Below are 26397 nucleotides of genomic sequence, written 5' to 3' on the forward strand. Positions count from 1 at the left end.
AACCATGGGTATGTACATGGATGTCCACCGGAACATGGTGGGGATCACCGCAGACGAGCTGAGGGAGGCGCACGCCGCCGACCTCGCGATCGAGAAGGACGAGGGCGTCCACTTCGAGAAGGCCTGGGCGGACCCGGAGTCCGGCACGGTCTACTGCCTGTCCCACGGGCCCTCGGCCGACGCCGTCCAGCGCATCCACGCCCGCACGGGCCACGCCGCCGACGAGATCCACGAAGTGAGCCTCATGGTGTGACCGCCGCGCCCTCGCCCCCGTACATCGCCTCGATCTCGCGGGCGAAGTCGCGCAGCACCGCGCCCCGCCTGAGCTTGAGCGAGGGCGTCAGATGGCCGCTGGCCTCGGACCACTCGCCGGTCAGGACGCGGAACGCGCGGATCGCCTCGGCCCGGGACACCAGCCGGTTGGCGTCGTCCACGGCGCGCTGGAGCACCGCGAGGAGCTCCTCCTCGCGGGCGAACTCCCCGAGCGCGATGTGGTCCTTCTTCCGCATCCGCCGCCAGTGCACGAGACCGTCGTGGTCGAGGACGATCAGGGCGGTGACGTACGGGCGGTCGTCGCCCAGCACCATGCACTGGCCGACCAGCGGGTGGGCGCGGATCCAGTCCTCCAGCGGGGCCGGGGCGACGTTCTTGCCCGCCGAGGTGATCAGGATGTCCTTCTTCCGGCCGGTGATCCGTAGATAGCCGTCCTCGTCCAGCTCCCCCAGGTCACCCGTCGGGAACCAGCCCTCGTCGGTGTAGGGCAGCGCGACCCCGCGCTGGGAGTCCCAGTAGCCGGCGAAGACATGACCGCCCTTGAGCCAGACCTCGCCGTCCTCGGCGATCCGTACCGCCGTGCCGGGCAGGGGCCGGCCGACGGTCCCGGTGCGCGGGCGGCGCGGCGGGGTGACCGTCGCGGCGGCGCAGGTCTCCGTCAGGCCGTACCCCTCGTAGACCTCGATGCCCGCGCCCGAGTAGAACTCCGAGAGCCGGGTCGCCAGCCGCGATCCGCCGCAGATCACGTGCCGGACCCGGCCGCCGAGCGCCTCCCGGATCCGCCGGTAGACAAGCGGGTCGTACAGCGCCCGCGCCGCGCGCAGCCCCAGCGAGGGCTCGTCCTCGTGCCCGTACCGGCGGGCCACGCGGGCCGCGCGATCGAAGGAACCGGCCCGGCCGCTCCGCTCCGCCGTCGCCCGGGCCGAGTCGTAGACCTTCTCCAGGACGTACGGGATGGCGAGGAGGAACGTGGGCCGGAAGCCGGCCAGGTCGGCGAGCAGGTCGCCGTTCTCGATGGACGGGGCGTGCCCGAGCCGCACCCGGGCCCGTACGCAGCCGATCGCGACCATCCGGCCGAAGACGTGCGCGAGCGGCAGGAAGAGCAGCGTCGACGGGACCTCCTTGCTCACCTCGCGGAAGACGGGGTGGAGGAACGCGATGGCGTTGTCGACCTCGGCGAAGAAGTTGGCGTGGGTGAGCGCGCAGCCCTTGGGGCGGCCGGTGGTGCCCGAGGTGTAGACGAGGGTGGCGAAGGTCTCGGGGGTGAGCAGCCCGCGCCGGGCGGTCACGGCCTCGTCGGGGACGTGCGCCCCGGCCTTGCGCAGCTGGTCGACCGCGCCGGAGTCGAGGACCCAGAGGTGGGCGAGGCCGGGCAGTCCGCGGCGTTCGGTGGAGACCAGCCGGCCCTGGGCGGTGTCCTCCACGACACAGGCGGCCGCGCCGGAGTCCTGGAGGATCCAGCGGGTCTGGAAGGCGGAGGAGGTGGGGTAGACGGGGACGGTGATCAGCCCGGCGGCCCAGGCGGCGAAGTCGAGCAGAGTCCACGCGTAGGTGGTACGGGCCATCAGGGCGAGCCGGTCCCCGGGCTGGAGGCCCGCGGCGATCAGCCCCTTGGCCACGGAGTGGACTTCGGCGGCGAACGCGGAGGCGGTGACGTCCTCCCAGGTGCCGTCGGGGCGCTTGCGGGAGAAGGCGACGGCGCCCGGCTCCGCGCGCGCGTTGTCGTAGGGGATGTCGGCGAGCGAGCCGCGCCGGACCGGGGGCACGAGCGGGGGCACGGAGGCCTCGCGGACCCTTCCGGCGACGACGGTGACGTACGGCTGCGGCTCGTTGTCGGGCACGTGCGGCTCCTCGGTCGCTACGGACTACTGACCTATGAGTAACCTTACTTTTCAGTAAATCCAAGACCAGGCGAGGAGTTGGGACCATGACGACGCGTGACGCGCTGACGGACCTCCTGGCCCTGACCGGCGCCGTGGCCCGCGCCCCGTTCACCCGGGCCCGCCCGGACGTCCCGCCGCCCCCGGTCGAAATCACCCGCGGCCCCCTGCGCGTCGACGAGGACCGCCTCGCCGCGTACGCCCGCCTCTGCGGCTTCCGGCACGTCGCGGGCGGCCCGCTCCCCCTGACCTACCCCCACGTCCTCGGCTTCCCGCAGGCGATGCGGCTGATGAGCCGCCGGGACTTCCCGCTCCCCCTGCTCGGGCTCGTCCACACCTGGATCACGATCACCCGGCACACCCCGCTCACGGCGGCCGACCGCCCCGAAATCACGGTGCACGCACGGGAGTCGACACCCCACCACCGGGGCACCGAGGTCACGATGGTGACGGAGGCACGGCTGGCCGGCCGGCTGGTCTGGGAGTCGGCGAGCGGCTACCTGGCCCGCCACGACACCACCGCAAAGGCCCCACCGCGCGACGCACACCCGCTCCCGGCCGTCGCATCCACCGCGGAGTGGCACCTCCCCCGGAACCTGGGCCGCCGCTACGCGGCCGTGTCAGGCGACCGCAACCCGATCCACCTCCACCCACTGACCGCCCGGGCCTTCGGCTTCCCGAGGACGGTCGCACACGGCATGTGGACGCTCGCGCGCTGCCTGGCGGAACGGGACGCCGAGAACGAACTGACTTACGTGAAGGCCGAATTCAAGGCGCCCCTGCTCCTGCCCTCGACAGTGGCCCACACGACCGACGACAGCGGCCGCGTCCAGCTGAGGACGGGTGACCGCCTGCACCTCATCGTGGATCCGAACCGGCCCGAGGAGACCAGCGCTCGCTCTTCATGAGGTTGCCGAGCCCGGCCCAGGAGAAGTTCATCAGCGTCGCCGCGGACTCCCACGCCGTCATCCCGGGCGTCTCGTTGGCCCAGGTGGCCACCGACTCCGCGGCCCCGACGAGCGCCTGGGAGAGGCCGGCGACGTCCCGCTCGGCCAGCTCGGGATCCCGGTGCGTCTCACGATGGGTGGCCTCCGCGGCGGCCCCGATCAGCGTCCCCACGTACGCCACGATCTCGCCCCGCATCCGCCCCGCCTCGCTCGCGAAGGGCTCCCCCTGCGTCCGCGCCTGCCGGCTGAGCACGGCCCAGCCGTCGGGGTGCTCGGCGGTGTGCGTGAAAAAGGCCAGCAGCCCGGCCCACAACTGCTCCTCGGCCGGCAACCGGGCGTCGACCCCGGCCGCGACGGCGGCCAGCAGCGCCTGTGCCTCCCGCCGGATGCAGGCGGTGAAGAGCTCTTCCTTGGAGTTCAGATACAGATAGACCAGCGGCTTCGAGACCCCGGCGAGTTCGGCGATCTCGTCCATGGACGCGGCCTGATACCCCCGCTGCCCGAAGGTCTGCACGGCGGCGTCCATCATCTGCCGCTCCCGCACCTCCCGCGGCATCCGCTTGACCTTCGCGCCAGCCACCTCGGCCACCCTTCCCCCACCCCACTCGCCTGCACCAGGGAAGAGCCTACGTGCGGTCGCCTCAGGCCGCGGCCCGGCAGTCGCCGCACCGCTCCTCGGGATCGTGGCTGCGGAAGGCGCGTTCGCAGCCGTCGCAGGTGGTCAGGGGCGGCGGTCCGGGCGGAGGCGCGGGGGCGGCGGGGAGCGGCGGCGGCAGCAGGGCCGTGAGGCGGTACTCCAGGAAACGCGCCGGGTGATCCTGTCGGGGGCCGAGTTGCATATGCCGTTGTTGCGGCAGACCACACCGCACCGATCCACCCTCCCGAAACCGTGTCACCCGTTCGTGCGGCGAAGGGAGTTGAGGGGGCGGCGAGTGGTCGGGTGGGGTCTCACCCGTTCCCTTTCCTTGGGACACGCAGACCACCGGAGCGCGAGACGACGCGCCCCGGCGCATGCCCGGAAAACCGAGATGCCCCCGCCCCCGTGTTCGGGGCAAGGGCATCGACGGCGGCTGTGCGCCTGAGCGTTACGCGGCGAGAGCCGGCTCGCGGTCCTCGATCGGGGAGGACGACGCGGAGTTGTAGGCGTCGACGTCCAGGATCTTCTCGCGGGCCGCGACGACGACCGGGACCAGCGCCTGACCTGCGACGTTCGTCGCCGTCCTCATCATGTCCAGGATCGGGTCGATCGCCATCAGCAGGCCCACGCCCTCCAGCGGGAGGCCCAGCGTGGAGAGGGTCAGGGTCAGCATGACCGTCGCGCCGGTGAGGCCCGCGGTGGCCGCGGAGCCGACGACCGAGACGAAGGCGATCAGCAGGTAGTCCTGGATGCCCAGCTGTACGTCGAAGATCTGCGCGATGAAGATCGCGGCGAGCGCCGGGTAGATCGCGGCGCAGCCGTCCATCTTGGTCGTGGCGCCGAACGGGACGGCGAAGGAGGCGTACTCCTTCGGGACGCCGAGGCGCTCGGTGACCTTCTGGGTGACCGGCATGGTGCCGACCGAGGAGCGCGAGACGAAGGCCAGCTGGATGGCCGGCCAGGCGCCCTTGAAGAACTGGACCGGGTTGACCTTGGCGACCGTCGCGAGCAGCAGCGGGTAGACGCCGAACATCACGAGGGCCGAGCCGATGTAGACGTCGGCGGTGAACGTCGCGTACTTGCCGATCAGCTCCCAGCCGTAGTCGGCGATGGCGAAGCCGATGAGGCCGACGGTGCCGATGGGGGCGAGGCGGATGACCCACCACAGGGCCTTCTGGAGGAGCTCCAGGACCGACTCGGAGAAGGCGAGGATCGGCTTGGCGCGGTCACCGAGCTTCAGGGCGGCGACGCCGGCGACGGCGGCCATGAAGACGATCTGAAGGACGTTCAGCTCGGTGAACGGCGTGATGACATCGGACGGGATGATCCCGGTCAGGAAGTCGATCCAGGTGCCCTCGCGCTTCGGCAGCTCGCCGTCCTGCGGGGTGAGGCCGGTGCCGGCGCCCGGGTTGGTGAGCAGGCCGATCGCGAGGCCGATGCCGACCGCGATCAGCGAAGTGATCATGAACCAGACCAGGGTCTGGGCGGCCAGCCGGGCGGCGTTGTTGACCTTGCGGAGGTTGGTGATCGACACCAGGATCGCGAAGAAGACGAGCGGGGCGACGGCCAGCTTCAGGAGCTGGACGAAGATGTCGCCGACCTGGCCGAGGGTCTCCTTCAGCCAGCTGACGTCCTGGCTCCGGGCGAGCCAGCCGAGCAGGACGCCGAGCGCGAGACCGGCGACGATCTGGGCCCAGAAGGGGATCTTGGGTATTCGGGAGGAAGCCGGGGACTTCGTCTCGGGCGTGGACGCGGACGCGGACACAGACACACTCCAGCGGTGCGTATCGGGAAATACGGGGACGGGGGTGCGGTACACACGCGTTTCTGCGGTACCGCCGCATGATGCCGGGGTCAGAGCTCGCGGCAACAGACCGCGGACATACAGCGGCACAGATCGACATGCAGGCGCGCCACGAGCGGGGTGCTCGCGGCATCGAGGAGGCGCAGTGCTGTCGTCATGGCAGGTACGTTAACACTTGAACTTTGAGAACCTCAAAGACCTTCTTTGAGATGCCGAGAGCCCTCTCCGCCTCCGAAACGCAGAACACCCCGGTCAGGAGCCTTCGAAGCTCTCGATCGGGGTGTTTGTGCTGTGATGAAACTTACCCAGGACTTACACGTCCCGGACTCCGGCTTACACGTCCTCGCGCGACCGGTTCTCCGCCAGGCGGCCCTTGGCCCGGTCCACCTTGGCCACGATCTGCGCGGACATCGCGTCCCGCTGTCCGCGCAGCAGCACGAAGCTGAGCGGCGCGGAGATCACGATGGCGAGGAGGAGTACCCAGAGCAGGTTGGAGTCGCCGAGGCCGCGCGGCAGCACGCCGACGTAGACGAGACCCCAGAGGGCGAAGAAGCAGCCGACGAAGACGCCGAGTCGCATGAGGGTGTAGCGGAGGGTCGCAGCGCCCGTCCCGTTCGCGGCCACGACGGCCCCTTTCTCTCGATTGCCCGTCCAGTGAAGCACGGCCCGAATTGGATCAATTCAGGGGGAGCAGCATGAAAATGTCGTCGCGGTCGTCGCCCTCGGCCACCCGGATGGCGCCGGGCACCCGCCCGACCTCCTTGTAGCCGCAGGAGCCGTAGAAGCGGTCGACACCGGTGCCGCCGCGACAGCCGAGCCGTATCGCGTCGATCCCCTCGAAGCCGCGGACCGCGTCCTCGACGGCGGCCATCAGGTCGCGGCCGTACCCCTTGCCCTGGTGGGAGGGGTGGACCATGACCGTGTAGAGCCAGACCCAGTGCCGCATCAACCGGTGCGTGTTGTACGCGACGAAGGTGGTGGCGGCGACGGTGCCGTCCTCCTCGTACCCGACGACGAGCCGCATCCGGCCTTCGGCCATCGCGACGAGGTGCTTGAGCAGCTCGGGCCTGACCTCGTCCCGGGTGACCGGCGGGACGAAGCCGACGGCACCGCCCGCGTTGGAGACGTCGGTCCAGAGGCGCAGGACGCCGTCGCGCAGCGCGGGGGTGACCTCGGGGTCGAGTTCGAACGTGAGGCTCACGGCGTCAGACCCGCATCGGCTGGGGGGACTCGCGGCGGTCGGCGTCCGGTCCCGGGTACTCGCGGATGATCTCGTACCGCGTGTTGCGCTCCACCGGGCGGAAGCCGGCGTCGCGGATCAGCTCCAGCAGGTCCTCGCGGCCCAGCTTGTTCGGCGTGCCGTAGTTGTCGGCGTCGTGCGTGATCTTGTACTCGACGACCGAGCCGTCCATGTCGTCGGCGCCGTGCTGGAGCGCGAGCTGGGCGGTCTGCACGCCGTGCATGACCCAGAAGACCTTGACGTGCGGCACGTTGTCGAAGAGGAGCCGGGAGACCGCGAAGGTCTTCAGCGCCTCCGCGCCCGTCGCCATCGTCGTACGCGCCTGGAGCTTGTTGCGGACCTTGCCGTCCTGCATGTCGACGAAGTCGTGCTGGTAGCGCAGCGGGATGAAGACCTGGAAGCCGTTCGTCTCGTCCTGGAGTTCACGCAGCCGCAGCACGTGGTCGACGCGGTGCCGGGGCTCCTCGATGTGCCCGTACAGCATGGTCGAAGGCGTCTTCAGACCCTTGGAGTGGGCCAGGCGGTGGATCCGGGACCAGTCCTCCCAGTGGGTGCGGTGGTCCACGATGTGCTGGCGGACCTCCCAGTCGAAGATCTCCGCGCCGCCGCCGGTGAGGGACTCCAGGCCGGCCTCGATCAGCTCGTCGAGGATGTCGGAGGCCGACATGCCCGAGATGGTCTCGAAGTGGTGGATCTCGGTGGCGGTGAAGGCCTTGAGCGAGACGTTCGGCAGCGCCTTCTTCAGCTCGGAGAGCGAGCGCGGGTAGTAGCGCCAGGGCAGGTTGGGGTGGAGCCCGTTGACGATGTGCAGCTCGGTGAGGTTCTCGTTCTCCATCGCCTTGGCGAGGCGGACGGCCTCCTCGATGCGCATCGTGTACGCGTCCTTCTCGCCCGGCTTGCGCTGGAACGAGCAGTACGCGCAGGACGCGGTGCACACGTTCGTCATGTTGAGGTGGCGGTTGACGTTGAAGTGGACGACGTCACCGTTCTTGCGGGTCCGGACCTCGTGGGCCAGGCCGCCGAGCCAGGCCAGGTCGTCGGACTCGTACAGAGCGATGCCGTCCTCGCGGCTCAGCCGCTCTCCGGAACGGACCTTCTGCTCCAGCTCGCGCTTGAGTCCCGCGTCCATGCAGGCCGCCTCTCATGTCTGACGATTTCAGGCTCCACCCACCGTACTCTCAGCCCTCCTCGGGCAGATCCCCGACCCGGTTCTCCCACTTGGTGGAGAGCACGATCGTCGTGCGCGTGCGGGAGACGCCCTTGGTGCCGGAGAGGCGGCGGATGGTCTTCTCCAGTCCGTCGACGTCGTCGACCCGCACCTTGAGCATGTACGAGTCGTCGCCGGCGATGAACCAGCAGTCCTCGATCTCGGCGAGGTCCTTCAGACGGCGGGCCACGTCCTCGTGGTCGGCGGCGTCGGAGAGGGAGATGCCGATGAGGGCGGTCACACCGAGGCCGAGCGAGGCGGCGTCGACCGTCGCACGGTAGCCGGTGATGACGCCGGCCGCCTCCAGGCGGTTGATCCGGTCGGTGACGGAGGGGCCGGAGAGCCCGACGAGCCGGCCGAGTTCGGCGTACGAAGCCCTGCCGTTCTCGCGCAGAGCCTGGATGAGCTGCCTGTCCACGGCGTCCATAGGTATGAAGCCTTCCATTGTCCAGCGATACCGCGAGTTTAGGTATAGAATCTAAGGTACACAGGGGTCGACGCCCTGTGAATCTTTCAATTGAACAAAGACGATCTTTCAGGAGTGGTGTTCACCGTGTACACGATCGAGATGGCCCATGCCCGCATGCGTGAGCTGCAGGAGATGGCCGACCGCTCGCGTGCCCACCGTCCGTCCGCCTCCCGCCGCGCCGAACAGAAGCGCGCCGCGAAGAAGCGCTAGTCCTTACGAGGGCTCGCGGCAGCACCGAGCTCTCCCTCCCAACGGCGGTACAGCCGGTGCGGCACCCCTGCCGCGTCGAGCACCCGCCCGGCGACGAAGTCCACCAGATCCTGGATGTGCGTCGCTCCCGCGTAGAACGCCGGAGAGGCGGGCAGCACCACGGCGCCCGCCTCGTCCAGCGCCACCAGGTGCTTCAGCGTCTGTCCGTTCAGCGGGGTCTCCCGCACCGCGACCACCAGCGGCCGCCGCTCCTTGAGCGTCACGCTCGCAGCCCGCTGCAGCAGGTCCTTCGAAAGCCCCAGCGCCACGCCCGCCACCGAGGCGGTCGACGCCGGCACGATGAGCATTCCCTTCACGGGGTACGAGCCGCTGCTCGGCCCGGCGGCCAGATCCCCGGCCGCCCAGTACCGCACGTCGTCGATGCCGGGCGCGAACGTCCCCGGCTTCCCGTCGGCGCCCCGCGCCAGCCACGCCGCCAGGTCCTCGCGCCAGTGCGCGTCCCGGAAGGCGATCCCCGTCTCGTCGAGCAGCGTCAGCCGCGACGCCCGCGAGACGACCAGGTCGACACTCTCCCCCGCTGCCAGCAACCCCCGCAGAACGGCGGCGGCGTACGGGGTCCCCGACGCCCCGGACACCCCGACCACCCAGGGACGACGCTGCTCTTCCTCTACCGGCTCCACGCCGCCGAGCCTATCCGGCGGCGTGGAGCCACCGCCCCCTCAGGCCGTCCTGCCGACCTCGACCACGCCCCGGCTCCGAACCCGCCCCCGGGGAAAGGCGTGCCCGGGTCATCACCCCGCCGGGGCCGCCGGGGCTCCCCGGGCCGCCCGGAGCCGCCCCGTCGTGCCCCCGGCTCTGCCCTCGGGGGCCTGGACCGGCCGGACGCGCCGCCGGGAGACTGCGGACGCGCACGTCCTGACATCACGCCTTCCGGAGCGGCCATGTTCACTCGACGAGACCTCGGAGCGGCCGAGTCCGCGCCCGGCCAGGGGCGCGAGCGGCGGGCGCCCGAAGCCCGGGACCAGCACCTCCCCGGGCAGCCCCAGCACCTCACGCCCGCCCATGTGCACGCGCTGCAGCGCACCGTCGGGAACGCGGCGGCGGTCCGCGCGCTCGGTCGGCAGCACACGATCCAGCGGGTGGAGGACGGGAGCGACCCGGGCGGCGGGACGCAGGGTGGCCGGAGCCAGTCCGGCGGGGCGCGGTACCGGATCCAGATCCAGACGGCGAAGAACAGCCGCAGCCACCACCTCGACTACTGGGGGAACCTCGCCTTCGGGCATGCCTGGGTCGCCCTCTACAAGGAGGAGGGCGGGCAGGAGACCTGGAAGTCGTACGGCTTCTTCCCCGCCGAGAAGGTCGCCCGCGACAAGCCGTTCCGGTCGGTGAAGGGTCAGGTCAAGAGGAACCACGACAGCCCGGACAGCTCGACGTCCCGGCTCACCGCCGAGCTGACGGAGGAGCAGTACGACAGGGCGCGGGAGTACATCCGGGCGAACGAAGGCCACGCCTACAACCTGGCCACCTTCAACTGCACCACCTTCGCCCGCTCGGTCTTCCAGGCCGCGACGGGCGAGCCCGCACCCGGCCTCGGTCTCCCGCTCCTGGAGAACCCGAACACCCTGCAGGACTCGATCAAGCGGCGGAACGACAGGAGCGGCGCCCCGCGCGAGGGCGAGAACATCACCGCGGACGTCGGGTCGAACTCGGACTACGACTCGGACAGCAGCACCGACAGCTGGAGCAACCCGCTGGGCGGCTTCCGCCAGATGGGCGCGCCCGAGGCCGACGCCGCCGCTCCGGCTCCGGCCGCGGCGCCGCCCGCGCGGCCGGCCGGACCGGTCCGGCCGCGCTTCGAGATCGACTGACGGCCTGGCGCCCGGCCGTCAGAGGGTCAGGCCACGCACCACCAGGTCGATCAGGGCGCACAGGAACAGCGAGATGCCGATGAAGCCGTTCGTCGTGAAGAACGCGCGGTTCAGCCGGGACAGGTCGTGCGGCTTCACGATCGTGTGCTCGTAGCAGAACGCCGCGATCACGATCACGAGGCCGATCCAGAAGAACAGACCGGCGTCGGTGGCCAGCGCGTACCAGACCAGCAGACCCGTCGTCACGACCGCCGAGGCGCGGGCGCCCCAGAGCGCCGCCGGGACGCCGAAGCGGGCGGGCACCGACATGACGCCCTGGGCGCGGTCGGCCTGGACGTCCTGGCAGGCGAAGATCAGGTCGAAGCCGCCGATCCAGATCCCGACCGCGAAGCCGAGGATCACCGCGTCCCAGGACCACTCCCCGGTCACCGCCAGCCAGGCGCCGATCGGCCCTATGGCCTGGGCGAGACCGAGGATCGCGTGCGGGAAGTTGGTGAACCGCTTGCCGTACGGATAGACCACCATCGGCACCACGGCGAGCGGCGCGAGGGCCAGGCAGAGCGGGTTGAGCAGCGCCGCCGCCCCGAGGAAGACGACGACGGCGATGCCCGCCCCCGTCCACGCCGACCGGACCGACACCGCCCCGGTCACCAGCTCGCGGCCGGCCGTCCGCGGATTACGGGCGTCGATCTCGCGGTCGATGATCCGGTTGCAGGCCATCGCGAAGGTCCGCAGCCCCACCATGCAGACGGTGACGAGGAGCAGCTTCCCCCAGTGGATATTCCGGTCGAGCTGGAACATCGCGGTCAGCGAGGCGATGTAGGCGAAGGGCAGCGCGAAGACCGAGTGCTCGATCATCACGAGCCGCAGGAAGGCCTTCGTACGGCCCGGCTCGGCGCCGGGTACGGCCGCGGTGGTCACAGGCCGTACTCCTTCCAGCGGCGGTCCACCAGGGCGGCCGTCGCCGGGTCCGACTCCACCATGTCCGGCCAGCCGCCGTCCCGGGTGTAGCCCTCCTCGGGGAGCTTCTTCGTGGCGTCGATGCCCGCCTTGCCGCCCCAGAACTGCTGGTACGAGGCGTGGTCCAGGTGGTCCACCGGACCCTCGACGACCGTCAGGTCACGGGAGTAGTCGGTGTTCCCGAGGGCCCGCCAGGACACCTCGTGCAGATCGTGCACGTCGCAGTCCTTGTCGACCACGATGATCAGCTTGGTCAGCGACATCATGTGCGCGCCCCAGATGGCGTGCATGACCTTCTGCGCGTGCTTCGGGTACTTCTTGTCGATCGAGACGATGGCGCAGTTGTGGAAGCCGCCCGACTCGGGCAGGTGGTAGTCCACGATGTCCGGCACGATGATCTTGAGGAGCGGCAGGAAGAAACGCTCCGTCGCGCGCCCCAGCGGACCGTCCTCCGTCGGCGGCCGGCCGACCACGATCGACTGGAGCAGCGGACGCTTCCGCATCGTCACGCAGTCGATCTTCAGCGCCGGGAACGGCTCCTGCGGCGTGTAGAAACCGGTGTGGTCGCCGAAGGGACCCTCCGGCAGCATCTCTCCCGGCTCGAGCCAGCCCTCGATGACGACCTCGGCCTGCGCCGGCACCTGGAGCGGCACGGTCTTGCAGTCGACCATCTCGATCCGCTTGCCCTGCACGAACCCCGCGAACAGGTACTCGTCGATGTCACCCGGCAGCGGGGCCGTCGACGCGTACGTCACGGCGGGCGGGCAGCCGAAGGCGATCGCGACGGGCAGCCGCTCGCCCCGCTCCGCGGCCACCGCGTAGTGGTTCCGGCTGTCCTTGTGGATCTGCCAGTGCATGCCGATGGTGCGCTTGTCGTGGCGCTGCAGGCGGTAGAGCCCGAGGTTGCGGACCCCGGTCTCCGGGTGCTTGGTGTGGGTGAGCCCCAGGTTGAAGAAGGACCCGCCGTCCTTGGGCCAGGTGAAGAGCGCGGGAAGCTTGTCGAGGTCGACGTCGTCCCCGGTGAGGACGACCTCCTGGACGGGAGCGTCCTTCACCTTCTTCGGCGGCACGTGGACCATCGAGCCGAGCTTGCCGAACGCCTCGCGCACGCCGACGAAGCCCTGCGGGAGCTCCGGCTTGAGCAGCCCGCCGATCTTCTCGCTGATCTCGCCGTACGACGTGAGGCCGAGGGCCTTGAGCAGCCGGCGGTCCGTGCCGAAGACGTTCATCGCGAGCGGCATGGCGGAGCCCTTGACGTTCTCGAAGAGGAGCGCCGGGCCTCCCGCCTTGTTCACCCGGTCGACGATCTCCCCGACCTCCAGGTACGGATCGACTTCGGCCTTGATGCGCTTGAGGTCGCCCTCGCGCTCCAGCGCCCTGAGCAGCGAGCGGAGATCGTCGTAAGCCATGGGGCCCAGTATCGGCCACCGGCTACGCTTGACCTGTCACCGGGGCCGACGAAACGAACCCCGCCACTGGATCCAGGGGGCTGTCCCACATGCTCAGGGCGCTGATGTTCATCCTGCCGCTGGCGCTGACGATCTACGCCTTCATCGACTGTCTCAACACCCCCGAGGACGAGGCGAAGCACCTGCCCAAGGTCGTCTGGGTCATCATCATCCTGCTCTTCTGGATCGTCGGCCCGGTCGTCTGGTTCGCCGCGGGCAAGAAGCGCCGCGCGGCCTCCCGGGGCGCGGCGTCGGGCTCGTGGGTCGCGCCCGACGACAACCCCGAGTTCCTCAAGTCCCTCAAGGACGGGAACAAGCAGGACGACAACAAGCAGGACGAGACCGCCCTCAAGGACTGGGAGGCGGACCTGCGCCGCCGCGAGGAGGAGCTGAGGAAGCGGGAGCAGGGCGGCGAGGCCAGGGACAGCGACGGCTGATGGAGCTCCGGCTCCTGGTCACCTTCGAGAAGGTGGCGACGGTCCTCTCCTTCACGCGCGCGGCGACGGATCTCCGGTACGCCCAGTCCAGCGTCACGAGCCAGATCCGCGCCCTGGAGTCCTCGCTCGGCGTGGAGCTCTTCGAACGGCTCGGGAGCCGGATCCGTCTGACGGAGGCGGGCGAGCGCCTGGTCCCGTACGCCCGCGGGATCATCGAGCTGACCGAGGAAGCAAGGACGGCGGTGACGGAGACGGACGAACCCTCGGGCCCCATCGCGATCGGCACGATGGAGTCGCTGACGTCGTACCGTCTGCCCCCGCTCCTGGAGCTCTTCCACCACCGCTACCCGAAGGTCCAGTTGTCGCTGCGCCCGACGCTCGGCGACGAGACGCGGCAGGCGCTGCGCCAGGGGACGTACGACATCGGTTTCCTGATGGAGCCCGAGACGGAACACGCGGGCCTGGAGAGCGCGGTCCTGGCGGAGGAGCCCCTGTCCTTGGTGGCGAGTCCACGCCACGCGCTGGCGGCCCGTGCGACCCTGACGTCGGCTGAGGTGGCGACGTCCCAGCTGATGGGGACGGAACCGGGCTGTCCGTACCGCGACCTGTTCGAGCGCGAGCTACGGGAGTGGTCGCCGCCGTTCATGGAGTTCGGGACCCTGGAGGCGACCAAGCGGGGCGTGGCGGGCGGCCTGGGCATCGCACTGCTTCCGAGGGTCACGGTGGCGGAGGAACTGGCGACGGGGACGCTGACGGAGCTGCCGTGGAAGGCCCCCTTCACCCTCTTCACGCAGATCGCGTGGCGGAGGGGGAAGCGGCTGCCGGCACATGTGCGACTGTTCGTGGAGCAGGCGCGGCGGCTGGTGCAAGAGTCACCCTGAGGCTGGCGAGCACGATCAGCGGAACACCGAGCGCCTGGACGAGCCCGATGTGGTGCCCGTACACGGCCCAGTCGGCGACCATCGCGACGGCGGGGTAGGTGAAGGCGAGCACGGCGATCTTGGCGGTGGGCAGCTTCTGGTAGGCGGCGTACATGAGGACGTACATGAGCCCGGTGTGAATGAGCCCGAGCCCGACGAGCCAGGCCCAGCCGGCGCCGACGCCCTTCATGCCGCCCATGTCGACAAAGGGCAGCAGCAGGGGAAGCCCGACCAGAACCTGCACGAGGGCGATGAGGTGCGGCCGTACCCCGGTGATCCGCTTGGTGACGACGGTCGAGAGGGCGTAGAGCACGGCGGCGGCGAGGGCGAGCCCGAGCCCCTTGAGGGAGGCGGTGTCCCCGGGCCGTATGCCGGAGACGAGCACGAGCCCGACGAAGGCGACCCCGAGCCAGCCGAACCTGGCGAGGGTGATCCGCTCCCGGAAGAGCAGCGCACCCAGCAGAACCAGGAAGAACGGCTGGGTGTGGTAGACGACGGTGGCGAGGGAGATCGAGGAGGCTTCGTAGGCCTCGAACAGGAACACCCAGTTGAAGACGATGAACACCCCACCGAGCGCGGCCATCCCCAGCTTCCCGGCCGTGAACCCGTGCCCGGTGAAGTACCCCCGCGCCAGGCTGTACACCCCGAGCGCGACGGCCCCGAAGAGGCACCGGAAGAACACGACGCCGAAGGGCTCCGCCCCGGACTCGACGACGAAGATCCCAAGGGTGCCGGAGAGCACCATGGCGAGGGTCAGTTCGAGGGTTCCCCGGGTCTGCGTTCCACTCACGTTTCTCATGCCGACGACGCTACGAAGCAGGGCGTAACCGGTCCACGAGCCACTGGGGCGTCCTGCCGATGGGGCCATCGGCGAAGCCGATGACGGGTGGCGAAGCCGATGACGGGCGGCGAGGGCCGCAGGCGCGGTCCCGCGCAATCGTCACCCCTGCCGCCCGTCGACCGGGACGGCCACCCGACCGTGCGGGCGCGCGCCGAGATCCTCGCGTTCCTGGCCGAGCGGCTCCGCCCGCGTCGGGAGTCCGGCTCACTCACCTGAGTGGGATCGCCTCGCCCAGTGGGTCCAGTGCGGCGAGCCGCACCCCCTGCGCCGCCGGTGGTCGCCCGAAGCTGTGCTCCGTCACTGACAGTGGCCGGCTCCGGGCGGCCCCATGCGGAGAGTGAGCGGTATGTCCACCATCAATCGCGGTCGCGGACGCCCACGGGGGGCCGCGGCTCTCGTCACCGGCCTCGCCCTGTCCCTCGTCCTGAGCCTGCCGGGCGTCGCGGCGGCCGCGCCAGGAGACCTGGATCCGAGTTTCGACGGGGACGGCAGGGTCGTCACGGACGTGTCCGGCTACGAGAGCGGCGGAGGTGTGGTCGTCCAGCCGGACGGCAAGATCGTCTCGGTGGGGACGGCCTTCTTCGACGCGACGTCCAGCGACTTCGTCGTGCTGCGCCACAACGCGGACGGCAGCCTGGACACCACGTTCGACGGTGACGGCATCGTCACCACCGACTTCCAGGACAGCGGCAACGACGAGGGCCGGGCCCTCGCGTTGCAGCCCGACGGAAAGATCGTCGCCGTCGGCGGCACGGCCAACTTCTCCGGCAACGGCGCGTGGACGGCGGCCCGGTACAACCCGGACGGAAGTCTGGACACGACGTTCGGCGAGGGCGGCAAGGTCGTCACCGAGATCGACCCCAGCGCGATCGAGACCGCCCTGGCGGTCGTCGTGCAGTCCGACGGCAAGATCGTCGCGGGCGGGGGAAGCATCGACCGGTGGGCGCTGGTCCGCTACAACGCCGATGGCACTCCGGACACCACCTTCGACGGCGACGGCATCATCGCCACCGACCCCGGGGCGGTCTCGAGCCTGGCACTCCAGTCCGACAACAAGATCATCGCTGCCGGACACCGCAACGCTCCCGGTTTCACCCTGCACCGCTACAACGCCGACGGCAGCCTGGACACCGCCTTCGACGGCGACGGACGGCTGACCTCCGGATTCGGGGCCGGGGTCAGTGACGTCGCCCTGCAGCCCGACGGCCGGATCGTCGCGGCAGGCAACGCCGGCGGGGTCGGCAACGCGTTCGCCGTGGCGCGGTTCACCACGACCGGCGCGTTCGACCCCACCTTCGACGGCGACGGCACGGTGACGACCTCCTTCGGACCGCAGAGCCTGTTCGTCCAGGGCGTGGCACTGCAGTCCGACGGCCGGATCGTCGCCGCCGGCCAGTACGCCGGAGACTTCGCGCTGGTGCGCTACAACACCGGCGGCAGCCTCGACACCGACTTCGGCGGCGACGGGCGGGTGACGACCGACTTCGGCACCGCCCAGGACAATGCGGCGTCGGTGGCCGTGCAGGGCGACGGAAGGATCGTCGCCGCAGGCTCCGTCGGCAGCGCCGGCGACGCCGCCTCCGACCGCGCCCTGGCGCGCTACCTCGGCGGCGGAGGGAGCGAACCCCCGCCCACCGTCGACGTCTCGGTGACCAAGACCGGCCCCGCGACCATCAGTCTCGGCGACGCCGCCACGTACACGATCCGGGTGACCAACCACAGCACCACCACGACGGCGGGGGTCTCGATCTCCGACACGCTGACCGGCGGGTCCGGGACGATCCTGTCCGCGACGCCCAGCCAGGGCGGTCCCTGCACGGTCAACCCGACCACCATGAACTGCGGCCTCGGGAACATCGCCCCCGGCGCCTCTGCCACCGTCACCGTCGTCGCCGAGCCGCGTGCGACCGGCACGCTGACGGACTGGGTGGCGGTCGGGTCGGTCCAGCAGGACCCCAACCAGGCCAACAACAACGCCAACTTCTCCACCACCGTCAACAACGCCCGCGGCTGCACCATCGTCGGCACCAGCGCCACCGAGACGATCAACGGCACCGCCGCCGGCGACGTGATCTGCGCACTCAGCGGCAACGACACCGTCTACGGCCACGGCGGCAACGACACGATCTACGGCGGCGCCGGCAACGACTACATCAGCGGCGGCACCGGCACCGACCGGCTGTTCGGACAGGGCGGCAACGACTGGCTCGCCGGCGAGGGCGGCAACGACAACCTCAACTCCCAGGACGGCGTCGGCGCCAACGACGCCGTGGACGGCGGGGCCGGCATCGACACGTGCACCACCGACGCGAACGACTACCGCTACAACTGCCCGTAGCGCCCCCGGGCGGGGGCGGTGCCTGCCTGGGCTCGCCAACGTGAAGCTCGGCATCGCCCCCCTCGGCGCTCGCCCGACGGCGCGCGCCGTCGCACGGGTTCTGGATCTACGACCGGCGCCTCGTCATCGTCGAGACCCGGACCATTCCCCGCGCACGGACCACCCTGCCGGTCGACGCCCCGGACGCGCCCTAGGGAACAGCCGGTTCGTGGCAGGGGCACCCGCGGACCGGGTGGCACCTTGGCCTCGACAGCGAGGGGCTGGCCAAGGCCGTGCTGCGCGACCGGGCCGTGACCGGCTCGCTCGCGCTCGCCCGCGCCGACGACATGCGAGTGGTCACGTCTGCGGCCACCCTCGTGGAGGTCGTCCATCCCCGCATCAACCGCCCGGCCCTGGAGTGGACCCTCTCCCGCCTCGTCGTCGAACCGGTCACCCAGCCGATCGCCCGGCACGGAGCCGCGCTCCTCGCCGACGCCGGGCTGCACGGACACACGTACGCCATCGACGCCATGCTCAGCGCCACCGCCCTCGCCGCCCCCGGCCCCGTCACGGTCCTCACCTCCGATCCCGAGGACCTCACCGCGCTGTGTTCCGGACGCGTCACCGTCGTCGGCATCTGACTCGCATCCGACTCGTTGCTGGCCCGGTGTGATCTCCCCGCCCCGCCGGGGAAGCATCCCGGCATGGACGAGGAAGAGGCCCGGCGGTGGCTGGCGACCGCGCTCGACGAGGCACGGGCGGGACGGGCCGAAGGGGGCATCCCCATCGGCGCCGCCCTCTACGCGGCCGACGGGACACTCCTCGGGCATGGGCGGAACCGGCGCGTCCAGGACGGGGACCCGTCGCTGCACGCCGAGACCGCCGCGTTCCGGGCGGCCGGGCGGCAGCGGTCGTACCGGGGGACGACCATGGTGACCACCCTCTCCCCCTGCTGGTACTGCTCCGGTCTCGTGCGGCAGTTCGGAATCTCCCGGGTCGTCGTCGGGGAGGCCGAGACGTTCCACGGCGGCCACGACTGGCTGGCCGAGCACGGCGTCGACGTTCTCGTGCTCGATGACCCCGAATGCACCGCGCTCATGCGGGAGTTCGTCACGGAACATCCCGCCCTGTGGAACGAGGACATCGGTCATGAGTGAAGCCAGGCTCCCCACCATCGACCTCGGCCGCGACCCCGGCCCCCAGCTCCCCGCCGTCGACCGCGCCCTGCGCGAGGCCGGGTTCCTGCTGGTCACCGGGCACGGGGTCGACCCCGGCCTGCGGGCGGCGATCCGGGACGTCTCCCGGCGGTTCTTCCACCTCCCGGCCGCAGTGAAGGAGCCGTACGCCGTGCGGGTCGGCGGCCGGGGATGGCTCGGGCCGGGCGCGGAGGCGAACGGGTACGCCGAGGGCACGGTCACCCCGCCGGACCTCAAGGAGTCGCTCTCCTTCGCGGCGGACGAGCCGACCGGCGACCCGGCCGTGGACGCCGAGTGGTTCCTGCCGAACACCTGGCCCACCGAGGTGCCCGAGCTCAAGCCTCTCGTCCAGGCGTACCTCACGGAGATGCGGGCGCTCTCCGACCGCGTCCTGGATCTGCTCGGCGTCGCCCTCGGCGAGGAGCCGGACTTCTTCACCCGGCACACCGGCCACCCCACGTTCGGCTTCAACATCAACTGGTACCCGGGGCGGGAGCGGACGGGCGAGCCGGAGCCCGGCCAGTTCCGGATCGGGCCGCACACCGACTTCGGCACTGTCACCCTCCTCGACCGGCAGGCGGGCCGGGGCGGGCTCCAGGTCCACACCGACGCCCACGGCTGGCAGGACGCGCCCTTCGACCCCGACGCGTTCACCGTCAACATCGGTGACGTGATGGCCGGCTGGACCGGGGGCCGCTGGCGTTCCGGCCGGCACCGGGTGCTTCCGCCGCCCGCCGACGTACCCGCCGAGGAGCTGATGTCACTCGTGTACTTCTACGAGTGCGACCCCGGGACCACCATCCACGGGATCGAGTCCCACGCCTACCTCCGGGCCCAGCTCGACGCGATCGCCACGGAGTGACAACACCTGCGCAACAGAGTCGAAAAGCCTGCCGCCTTCCCAACACGTCGTCGATATCCTGGAGTTGGCTGAGACAAGTGGCGTGACGGGGGTAACGACACGTGGACAGAGAGCTGTACGGCCGCGAGGCGGTCTTCCAGGATTCCGGACTCGCCGCGCGGCTCGTCGGACTGTCCCCGCACCGCTACGACCGCACCGCGTACGAGCACGGCGACGACCCGCCCGTCACGGTCTTCACCGGCGGCCGGGGCATGGGCAAGACGGCGCTGCTCAAGCAGATCCGCAACGCCTACAAGGCGGCCACCCCGCTCGCCCTGCTCGACTGCGCGCACATCGAACCGCCCGCCGACCACGGACCCGGCTGGAACCCGCTCACCGGGGCGCTCGCCGAGCTCGCCGTACAGCTGGCGCCGCGGGTGCTCGCGGCACGGCCCGTCCAGTTCCCGCGCCTCTCGCTCGGGCTGGTCGCCGTCGCGTCCATCAGCTGGTCACAGGAGGACGACGAGCGGGCCCGGCGCGATCTCCAGCGGCTCGGACCGGTCCTCGCGACCGTCGACGCCACCAAGGGTGCCGCCGCCAACTGGGTCACCAAGGTCCTCACCAAACTCGCCGCCAAGTTCGCCGAGGCCGGCGCGCCGATGGCCGGGTTGCTCGCCGAGGCGACCGTGGAAACCGTCCTCGAAGAGGTGTTCGGCCGCTTTCAGCAGAAGGCCGAAAGCTGGTACGGGAGCTATCGCAACGCGGGCGGCCGCGGCAAGGCCGGCCTCCAGCAGCTCGCGATGGACTTCGAGCAGGGCGGCCGGCGCCGCCGCGAGGCCGAGGACTTCCTCGTCGGCGCGCTCGTCGAGGACCTGGTCCGCGCCTTCACCGGCCTCGCCAACCGCGGCGCCCGCCGCGGCCGGCCCGTCCTCCTCCTCGACAACGCCCACGAGCCGCTCGGCCGGAGACTGGTCGAACCGATTCTGCGGGCGCGCGCCGACGGCCGACGCGACCGGGTCGTCGTCATCGCCACCTCCCGCGTCCGCGACCACGACGGCATCCGGCACGCGGCCCGGCTGCGACTGCCCGAGACCGCGCACCGCGCGCCCTGCCCGCGCGGCCCGGACGTCACGTCCGGCATCCTCGCCGTCGAACTGCCTCCGCTGTCGCCCGCCCAGACCCAGAGCGCCTTCGACCGCTTCGACCCGGCGGGCCGGACCCCCGCCGAACTGGCCCGCGCCGTGCACCGGCTCACCGGCGGACGGCCGCTCGGCGTGGTCCTGCTCGGCCGCACCGCGGGCGACGTGCCCGCCGCCCGGAAGCCCTCGCTATCCCCCGGCGCCCTGCTCGACCTCACGGTGGAGCTGCGCGAGGACAGGGCCCCCGTGCCGGTCGCCCCCACTCTCCTCGAAGAGCTCCTGCCGGGCCTTCGGCACGGCCCCTTCGCCGTCCTCGCCGCCGCCCACGACGAGGAGTCGGCCCGGCTGCTCGCCCGGACCCGGCTGCGCGGCGAGTCCCTCGAAGGCGACACCGCCCTGCGCGTCCGGGACCTGCTGCGCGCCGAGGACTGGCCGGAAGGCCCCGAGCACTTCGTCGCCGACCCGCTGCTGCGCGCCCTGCTCCTGCACCGGCTGCGCTACGAGGACGGGGAGGAGTACGCGACCTGGCGGGCCGTCCACGAGACCCTGCACCGGCACTACGCCACCGGGCCCGTCCCGTACCTGCTGCACCAGGAACTGGCGCTCGGGCGCACCGACGACGCCGTGACCCACCTGCGGGTCACCTTCCCCGACGCGGACGTCCTCGACTGGCTCGGCAGGCTGCGGTTCATCGCCTCGGCGCCGTACCCGTACGACAGGGGCCGCACCGGTCCCGACCCGCGGCGGGCGATCGCGCTCGGCCAGGAGTCCGGCGAGACCCTGCCCACCGCGTACGACGACGACACCGTCGAACTCCAGCTGAGTCTGCGGCGGTTGCTGCACGCCGTATGGCTGCTCACCGATCCGCTCGCGCTTCCCGACGAGGACGTGACCGACAAGCTGGCGCACGAGCTGCGCCAGCTCTCCGGCCGTCATCGGACGGGGAACAGTCCGCTCTGGGACGCGGCCACCCACTGGCCGAGGGACATCCGCGCCTGGCGGGGGCTCTCGCTCCCGCCCGGTGCGGAGAACGGAGTCTGAGCCCATGGTCAGCCCGCTGCGCTACCGGCTCTGGTACACCACCCGGCAGAAGATCCTCACGTCCGCGGTCGCCCTCGCCGTCGTCGGCTCCCTGGCCGGGTACGCGATCGACCGCGCCACCACCCCGGAGGACCGTTCCTGCGCCGCCGGAGTGGAGCGGCCGGCGGGCAGCACCGAGTGCGTCGGCGTCAACGGGGACGGCTTCGACTTCGGCGTACCGGCGCTGACCGAGATCGCCGGACGGATCCGCGACGAGAACCGCGCCCTGAAGTCCGACGAGTACGCGACGGTCGCCCTGCTGCTGCCGCTCACCTCGACGGACAGCGGCTTACGGGTGAAGGTGCTGCACGAGGTCGTCGGCGCCTACGCACGCCAGTACCGGGCCAACCACGAGTCCAACAACGAGACCCCGAAGATCAGGCTCGTCCTGGCCAACACCGGCAAGGGCAACGCTCACTGGCGGACGACCGTCGACCGGCTGAAGGCGATGACGGACGGCCCCGACCGGCTGCGGGCGGTCAGCGGAGTCGCCACCTCCTCGACCGAGATACGGGAGGCGGTGACGGCACTGACGGACGCGGGCATCGCCGTCGTCGGCACCACGATCACCGCCGACGACATCGCCAACGGCCCCGGCGCCGGCAAGAACCGCTACCCCGGCCTCGCCCGCGTCTCCCCCACCAACGGCGACGAGGCCAAGGCGCTGGCCCACTTCGGGAAGGTCGAGGGGGCGAAGGCGCTGCTCGTCCAGGACACCCGGACCGGCGACCACTACACGGACACCCTGAAGGCGGCCTTCACCTCCTCCCTCAAGGGCGCCCCGTACGAGCCGCAGCTCTTCACCTCGCCCGCGGACCCGACGGAGGAGGGCACGACCGCGAACACCTTCCGCCAGATCACCCATCTGATCTGCGACACGAGGGCGGAGACGGTCTTCTTCGCCGGCCGCCACACGCAGCTGAGGCAGTTCATCAACGCCCTCGGCGCGCGGGGCTGCGCCGAGCGGCCGTTCACGATCCTGACCGGTGACGAGGGCTCGTACCTCGGCGGGGACGGCAAGCTCAACCGGGCCGCGCTGAAGGCGCGACTGACCGTCCGCTACGCCTCGCTCGCGCACCCCGACGCCTGGAAGCCGGCCCCCGGACGCCCGGTGCCGAGCACGGGCGGTTCGACGGCCGCGTACGAGACGTTCCTCGCGGACGTCACGAAGGCCACGACGAAGCCGGTCCCGCTCGCGGACGGCCAGGCGATCGTGGCGTACGACGCGATGGCGACGGCGGTCCACGCGATCCGCCAGGCGACCCCGCAGGGCGCACAGTTCCCGGAGGCGGCGGACGTGGTCACCCAGTGGCCGCAGGTGAAGGGCTCGCTCCGGGTCGACGGCGCGAGCGGCTGGATCTGCCTGGACAACTTCGGCAACCCGTTCAACAAGGCGGTCCCGATCGTGGAACTGGCCCAGGACGGCTCGCAGCGGTTCGTCCAGATCGCCTGGCCGGAGGGCAGACCTCCGGCGAAGGACTGCCTGCCGCCGAGGAGGGGTTAGCGGGCGGGGGTACATTCGCGAGCCGTCCACTCACGCAGGGGGAACCGCCCATGGAAGCCGAGCCGATCGAACTCGTCCGCCTCACCGACGGTGGCGGGACCGTGACGGTCCGAGTGACGGGCCGCGAGTTCGGCGGGTATCCGGAAGTGCCGGTACTGGTCGGCGAGTTCGTCGTCCACACGAAGTTCCTCAAGGGGACGCTGAAGACCTGGATCTTCCCCGACGACCTCACCACCTGGGAGGAGAGCCTGGCCGCGCTCGCCAGGGGCGAGAACATCGCCTGGCGGAAGGACAAGCGGGCGACCGAACTGCACGTCGACGTCGACGGCCCCGAGCTGGCGGAGGGGATGATCCGCGTCTCCGTCGCCGACCGCGCGGGCTCACGGGCGACCGCCCGGGTCCTGCTGGAGCCGGCCGACCACTGGATCGCCGACCACCGCGCACGGCTCGCCCGGGTCCGGGAGACCTGGGCTGACCGCCCCCGCACCTCGCGCTCCTGAGACGCGACCCCGAGGAGGGGCCGCCGGGTACGGCCCGGCACCCGGCGGCCGCCTCGGGCTAGAAGCCGCCCGGGTAGTTGAAGTAGCGGTCGAACCTCGGGGTCCACAGCGACGGCCAGGGCTCGCCGACGCCGCCACAGGTACCGAGCACCACCTGGCTGCGCCGCCCGGTGTCGAGCAGGCACTGGCCGGTGCCCACCTCGACCATCTCCCAGTGGTTGGAGCCGCGGTCCTGCCAGCGCAGGGTCAGGCAGTTGCCGCCCGTGGCCTGGATGACGCCGGTACCCGGGGCCTTGCTCGCGTTCGGGGTGCCCAGGCACATGGCGCCGCCGTAGGTGCCAACGGCGAAGTTCTCCCCGCCCATCGGGTAGAAGACGAAGCGCTGGTGGTGCTGCCCCTTGCAGTCGTACCGCTGGATGACCGCGCCGACGCTGGTCGACTCCCCGCGGATGTCCAGGCACTGCCAGCTGTACGACGCCCGGATCTCGTGGATGGCCGCGTTGTACGGCGTACTCGTGTAGCGCACGTTCGGGTTGTAGTCGGCGTGTGCCGCCGTCGGGATCAGCAGGGTGAAGAGCGCGACCAGCGAGGCCACGAATCCATGCCTGCCGAGCCGTCGGAACGTTCTTCGAGCCACGTTTTCCTCCTGGCTGGGGATTGCCTTGACGCCAAGGAAGCTAGCGAGATCAACTGACCCCCCGGTACCCGTCTTTTCAGGGGGGTTTGGGTGGGGTCAGGGCTGCAACGGGCGCAGCGGTTCATGCTTCTCGCCACCGGTCTGTACCGGGCGAGTCATCTCACCGCCGGTATCACCGCCCTCGTGCACGCCCCCGCCGCCGGGGGTGTCGTCCGGGCGCTCCTCGGAGTGGCGCTGGCCACCAGCCTGTCGCTGTACGGGAAGGGGTACGCGCAGGGCGGGTTCGGCCCGCGTCTCGTATGGACCGACGTGCTGCTGACGGGCTGTCTGCTGCCGCACGCGATGCTGTGGGCGAGCGGCGGGCACGTGCCGGAGCCGGGGTTCTGGCCGCTGCTGCTGGGCGGGTCGGCCGCCGCGGCGGCGGCCGCCGGACTGAGCGCGCGCCAAGGGGCCTGCGCGGTGGCCCTGATCCTCGTCTCCCACCTGGGCGCCCAGCTGCAGACGGACACGGCACGGCCGTTGACCGGGCACCTCATGTCGGTGGTCTCCTCCGCCGTGATGGCCCGCGTCTTCTGGTGGTACCTGCACCGCCAGGGCACCCTGCTCGACGAGGCGCGCGAGCAGGCGGTGCGGGCCGAGGCCGAACGGGCCCGGCAGGCCGAGCGGATGGCCCACCACCGCGCCCTGCACGACACGGTCCTGGCCACGCTGACCACGATCGCCTCCGGACGTGTGGACGCCAACACCTCGGGGGTGCGGGAGCGCTGTGCCCGGGAGGCGGCCTATCTCCGCCGGCTGGTCCAGCGGTCGGACGAGGCGGAGCCGGAGACGCAGGGGGGCGGCGAGAAGCCGGGTTCCGAGGTGCCGGCGGGCGAGGCCCTGGAGGACGTGGTGACGGCCGCGGAGTGCCTCGGGCTCACGGTCACCGCCCAGTACCACGAACTGCCCGCGCTCCCGGGGCCCGTGGCGGCCGCGCTGACCGCCGCGGTGACGGAGGCGCTGAACAACGTGCGGCACCACGCCGGGACCCAGGCCGCGTACCTCACCGCGACCGGACGGGTCGACGGCATCACGGTCACCGTCGTGGACCGCGGCCGGGGCTTCGACGTCGACGCGGCCCTGGTGGGCGGGCGCGGGACGGGGACGGGCCTGCGGCGGTCGGTGCACGCCCGGATGCGGGAGATCGGCGGCACGGCCGAGGTGGACAGCGCCCCGGGCGAAGGCACCCGGGTCGAACTGCGATGGCCGTCGTGAACGACCCGGCGGACCGGCCGGGCGAGGCCCACGCGACACCCGCTCCGGACCGCCGGGCCACCGACGCGCCGGGCCGGCCCCCCACCCGCACGGACGGCCGGGTCGTCGTCGGGGTGGCGGCGGTCGACGACGACCGGATGCTTCTCGACGGGCTGTGCTCCTGGCTGGACGGCGTGCCGCAGCTCCGCATGCTCGGCTGCGCGGACACCGTGGACGAGCTGCTCGCCGGCCCCGGCCGACACGCGGACGTGGTCCTGCTCGACCTGGTCCTGCGGGACGGCTCCGTGGCGGAGGAGAACGTCCGCAGGGTACGGGCGGCCGGTCCGCGCGTCCTCGTCATCAGCACGGTCGCCGACCGGTCCCGTATCGTCGCCGCGTTCTCCGCCGGGGCCGACGGCTATCTGACCAAGGACCACGCCCTGGACTCCCTCGTGACGGCGATCGGCGAGGTCGCCTCCGACGGCCGCGTCCACTCCCCCGAGCTGGCCTTCGCGCTGGCGCACGACACGCGCCCCGAGCGCCCCCGGCTCGCCCCGCGCGAGCTGCAGGTCCTTCTCGACTACGCCTCCGGGCTGACGCTGAAGGCGACGGCCCGCCGGGCCAGGATCAGCCCGAACACCGCCAAGTACTACCTCGATCAGGTCAAGGAGAAGTACCAGCGCGCGGGCCGCCCCGCCCACACCAAGATCGACCTGGCGTCACGGGTCCGGGAGGACGGTCTCGACACCCCTCGGTGACCGGCGGCCGGGCCGTGCGGTGGGCGGCCGCGGGCCGGTCGCCGGGTCACC

The 26397-nt window shown here is 71.4% G+C and carries 27 protein-coding genes and 3 pseudogenes; 17 read left to right on the forward strand and 13 right to left on the reverse strand.

What is annotated here, in order from left to right:
- The first annotated feature begins 4 nt into the window (after nt 1-4).
- A complete protein-coding gene (locus ACZ3IJ_RS18935) occupies nt 5-253 on the forward strand; it encodes an SCO4226 family nickel-binding protein (protein WP_391800852.1) in 249 nt (82 codons plus the stop codon).
- On the opposite strand, the gene ACZ3IJ_RS18940 is transcribed toward ACZ3IJ_RS18935, so the two are convergent.
- The gene (locus tag ACZ3IJ_RS18940) at nt 243-2114 is read right to left on the reverse strand and encodes an AMP-dependent synthetase/ligase (RefSeq protein ID WP_467469559.1); all 1872 of its coding nucleotides are present in this window, start codon (nt 2112-2114) and stop codon (nt 243-245) included. The two genes, ACZ3IJ_RS18935 and ACZ3IJ_RS18940, sit on opposite strands and share 11 nt — an antisense overlap.
- An 86-nt stretch (nt 2115-2200) precedes the next feature.
- On the opposite strand from ACZ3IJ_RS18940, the gene ACZ3IJ_RS18945 reads away from it, so the two are divergent.
- Nucleotides 2201-3061 carry a MaoC family dehydratase gene (locus tag ACZ3IJ_RS18945; RefSeq protein ID WP_467469561.1) on the forward strand — a complete coding sequence of 287 codons (861 nt, stop codon included), beginning with the start codon at nt 2201-2203 and terminating at the stop codon, nt 3059-3061.
- On the opposite strand, the gene ACZ3IJ_RS18950 is transcribed toward ACZ3IJ_RS18945, so the two are convergent.
- The 7 genes and pseudogenes from ACZ3IJ_RS18950 to ACZ3IJ_RS18980 all read right to left on the reverse strand — a co-directional run bounded on the left by ACZ3IJ_RS18950 (nt 3012) and on the right by ACZ3IJ_RS18980 (nt 8415).
- The gene (locus ACZ3IJ_RS18950; RefSeq protein WP_467469710.1) at nt 3012-3656 is read right to left on the reverse strand and encodes a TetR/AcrR family transcriptional regulator; all 645 of its coding nucleotides are present in this window, start codon (nt 3654-3656) and stop codon (nt 3012-3014) included. The two genes, ACZ3IJ_RS18945 and ACZ3IJ_RS18950, sit on opposite strands and share 50 nt — an antisense overlap.
- Nucleotides 3657-3741: 85 nt before the next feature.
- A pseudogene (locus ACZ3IJ_RS18955) lies at nt 3742-3915 on the reverse strand (helix-turn-helix domain-containing protein); the annotation flags it as partial.
- A 270-nt stretch (nt 3916-4185) separates the two neighbouring features.
- A complete protein-coding gene (locus tag ACZ3IJ_RS18960) occupies nt 4186-5502 on the reverse strand; it encodes a dicarboxylate/amino acid:cation symporter (protein WP_467469563.1) in 1317 nt (438 codons plus the stop codon).
- A 372-nt stretch (nt 5503-5874) separates the two neighbouring features.
- Nucleotides 5875-6165, reverse strand: a complete 291-nt coding sequence (locus tag ACZ3IJ_RS18965; protein WP_467469565.1) for a DUF4229 domain-containing protein — start codon at nt 6163-6165, stop codon at nt 5875-5877.
- A 52-nt stretch (nt 6166-6217) separates the two neighbouring features.
- Nucleotides 6218-6742 (reverse strand): GNAT family N-acetyltransferase, encoded by a 525-nt coding sequence (locus ACZ3IJ_RS18970; RefSeq protein ID WP_467469567.1) that lies wholly within the window; start codon nt 6740-6742, stop codon nt 6218-6220.
- Nucleotides 6743-6746: 4 nt separating this feature from the next.
- Entirely contained in the window at nt 6747-7910 is a 1164-nt protein-coding gene (gene mqnE, locus ACZ3IJ_RS18975; RefSeq protein WP_467469569.1) for an aminofutalosine synthase MqnE, read from the reverse strand.
- Between the two features lie 49 nt (nt 7911-7959).
- Complete coding sequence (locus ACZ3IJ_RS18980; RefSeq protein WP_318104107.1) at nt 7960-8415, reverse strand: Lrp/AsnC family transcriptional regulator; 456 nt, start codon at nt 8413-8415, stop codon at nt 7960-7962.
- A 126-nt stretch (nt 8416-8541) separates the two neighbouring features.
- Here ACZ3IJ_RS18980 and ACZ3IJ_RS18985 point away from each other — a divergent pair, with 126 nt between their 5' ends.
- Entirely contained in the window at nt 8542-8667 is a 126-nt protein-coding gene (locus ACZ3IJ_RS18985; protein WP_467469720.1) for a hypothetical protein, read from the forward strand.
- Here the strand turns inward: ACZ3IJ_RS18985 and ACZ3IJ_RS18990 are convergent.
- A complete protein-coding gene (locus tag ACZ3IJ_RS18990; protein ID WP_467469571.1) occupies nt 8664-9347 on the reverse strand; it encodes a UbiX family flavin prenyltransferase in 684 nt (227 codons plus the stop codon). The two genes, ACZ3IJ_RS18985 and ACZ3IJ_RS18990, sit on opposite strands and share 4 nt — an antisense overlap.
- A gap of 261 nt (nt 9348-9608) precedes the next feature.
- On the opposite strand from ACZ3IJ_RS18990, the gene ACZ3IJ_RS18995 reads away from it, so the two are divergent.
- Nucleotides 9609-10535: a hypothetical protein gene (locus ACZ3IJ_RS18995; protein WP_467469573.1), complete on the forward strand. Its 927-nt coding sequence runs from the start codon at nt 9609-9611 to the stop codon at nt 10533-10535.
- 18 nt (nt 10536-10553) lie between these two features.
- On the opposite strand, the gene mqnP is transcribed toward ACZ3IJ_RS18995, so the two are convergent.
- Nucleotides 10554-11456, reverse strand: coding sequence for a menaquinone biosynthesis prenyltransferase MqnP (gene mqnP, locus ACZ3IJ_RS19000; RefSeq protein WP_467469575.1), 903 nt, complete (start codon nt 11454-11456; stop codon nt 10554-10556).
- Complete coding sequence (locus tag ACZ3IJ_RS19005; RefSeq protein WP_467469577.1) at nt 11453-12904, reverse strand: menaquinone biosynthesis decarboxylase; 1452 nt, start codon at nt 12902-12904, stop codon at nt 11453-11455. Before ACZ3IJ_RS19005 ends, mqnP begins: the two co-directional genes overlap by 4 nt.
- Before the next feature lie 89 nt (nt 12905-12993).
- Between ACZ3IJ_RS19005 and ACZ3IJ_RS19010 the strand changes: the two genes are divergently transcribed.
- Together ACZ3IJ_RS19010 and ACZ3IJ_RS19015 are read left to right on the forward strand one after the other, a co-directional pair.
- On the forward strand, nt 12994-13380 hold the full coding sequence (locus tag ACZ3IJ_RS19010) for a PLD nuclease N-terminal domain-containing protein (protein WP_467469579.1): 387 nt from the start codon (nt 12994-12996) through the stop codon (nt 13378-13380).
- Nucleotides 13380-14261, forward strand: coding sequence for a LysR family transcriptional regulator (locus tag ACZ3IJ_RS19015; protein WP_467469581.1), 882 nt, complete (start codon nt 13380-13382; stop codon nt 14259-14261). Before ACZ3IJ_RS19010 ends, ACZ3IJ_RS19015 begins: the two co-directional genes overlap by 1 nt.
- On the opposite strand, the gene ACZ3IJ_RS19020 is transcribed toward ACZ3IJ_RS19015, so the two are convergent.
- The gene (locus tag ACZ3IJ_RS19020) at nt 14167-15099 is read right to left on the reverse strand and encodes a DMT family transporter (protein WP_467469583.1); all 933 of its coding nucleotides are present in this window, start codon (nt 15097-15099) and stop codon (nt 14167-14169) included. The two genes, ACZ3IJ_RS19015 and ACZ3IJ_RS19020, sit on opposite strands and share 95 nt — an antisense overlap.
- Nucleotides 15100-15186: 87 nt before the next feature.
- Between ACZ3IJ_RS19020 and ACZ3IJ_RS19025 the strand changes: the two genes are divergently transcribed.
- The 9 genes and pseudogenes from ACZ3IJ_RS19025 (at nt 15187) to ACZ3IJ_RS19065 (ending at nt 23718) form a co-directional block, all read left to right on the forward strand.
- On the forward strand, nt 15187-15357 hold the full coding sequence (locus ACZ3IJ_RS19025) for a hypothetical protein (RefSeq protein WP_467469585.1): 171 nt from the start codon (nt 15187-15189) through the stop codon (nt 15355-15357).
- A gap of 130 nt (nt 15358-15487) precedes the next feature.
- Complete coding sequence (locus tag ACZ3IJ_RS19030; RefSeq protein ID WP_467469587.1) at nt 15488-17479, forward strand: calcium-binding protein; 1992 nt, start codon at nt 15488-15490, stop codon at nt 17477-17479.
- Nucleotides 17480-17522: 43 nt separating this feature from the next.
- Nucleotides 17523-17616 (forward strand): annotated as a pseudogene (locus ACZ3IJ_RS19035) (transcriptional regulator); the annotation flags it as partial.
- A 103-nt stretch (nt 17617-17719) separates the two neighbouring features.
- Nucleotides 17720-18099 (forward strand): annotated as a pseudogene (locus ACZ3IJ_RS19040) (type II toxin-antitoxin system VapC family toxin).
- 63 nt (nt 18100-18162) lie between these two features.
- A complete protein-coding gene (locus ACZ3IJ_RS19045) occupies nt 18163-18615 on the forward strand; it encodes a nucleoside deaminase (RefSeq protein WP_467469589.1) in 453 nt (150 codons plus the stop codon).
- The gene (locus ACZ3IJ_RS19050) at nt 18608-19516 is read left to right on the forward strand and encodes an isopenicillin N synthase family dioxygenase (RefSeq protein ID WP_467469591.1); all 909 of its coding nucleotides are present in this window, start codon (nt 18608-18610) and stop codon (nt 19514-19516) included. Before ACZ3IJ_RS19045 ends, ACZ3IJ_RS19050 begins: the two co-directional genes overlap by 8 nt.
- A 101-nt stretch (nt 19517-19617) precedes the next feature.
- A complete protein-coding gene (locus ACZ3IJ_RS19055) occupies nt 19618-21675 on the forward strand; it encodes a hypothetical protein (RefSeq protein ID WP_467469593.1) in 2058 nt (685 codons plus the stop codon).
- A 4-nt stretch (nt 21676-21679) separates the two neighbouring features.
- Nucleotides 21680-23218, forward strand: a complete 1539-nt coding sequence (locus ACZ3IJ_RS19060; RefSeq protein WP_467469595.1) for a hypothetical protein — start codon at nt 21680-21682, stop codon at nt 23216-23218.
- Between the two features lie 50 nt (nt 23219-23268).
- A complete protein-coding gene (locus ACZ3IJ_RS19065) occupies nt 23269-23718 on the forward strand; it encodes a DUF5959 family protein (protein WP_467469597.1) in 450 nt (149 codons plus the stop codon).
- Between the two features lie 58 nt (nt 23719-23776).
- On the opposite strand, the gene ACZ3IJ_RS19070 is transcribed toward ACZ3IJ_RS19065, so the two are convergent.
- A complete protein-coding gene (locus ACZ3IJ_RS19070; protein WP_467469599.1) occupies nt 23777-24355 on the reverse strand; it encodes an RICIN domain-containing protein in 579 nt (192 codons plus the stop codon).
- Between the two features lie 123 nt (nt 24356-24478).
- Between ACZ3IJ_RS19070 and ACZ3IJ_RS19075 the strand changes: the two genes are divergently transcribed.
- A complete protein-coding gene (locus tag ACZ3IJ_RS19075) occupies nt 24479-25609 on the forward strand; it encodes a sensor histidine kinase (protein ID WP_467469601.1) in 1131 nt (376 codons plus the stop codon).
- Nucleotides 25606-26346, forward strand: coding sequence for a response regulator (locus ACZ3IJ_RS19080; RefSeq protein WP_467469603.1), 741 nt, complete (start codon nt 25606-25608; stop codon nt 26344-26346). The genes ACZ3IJ_RS19075 and ACZ3IJ_RS19080 overlap by 4 nt, the downstream gene beginning before the upstream one ends.
- The last annotated feature ends 51 nt before the right edge of the window (nt 26347-26397 follow it).

Source organism: Streptomyces sp. NPDC013317 (genome assembly GCF_055563155.1).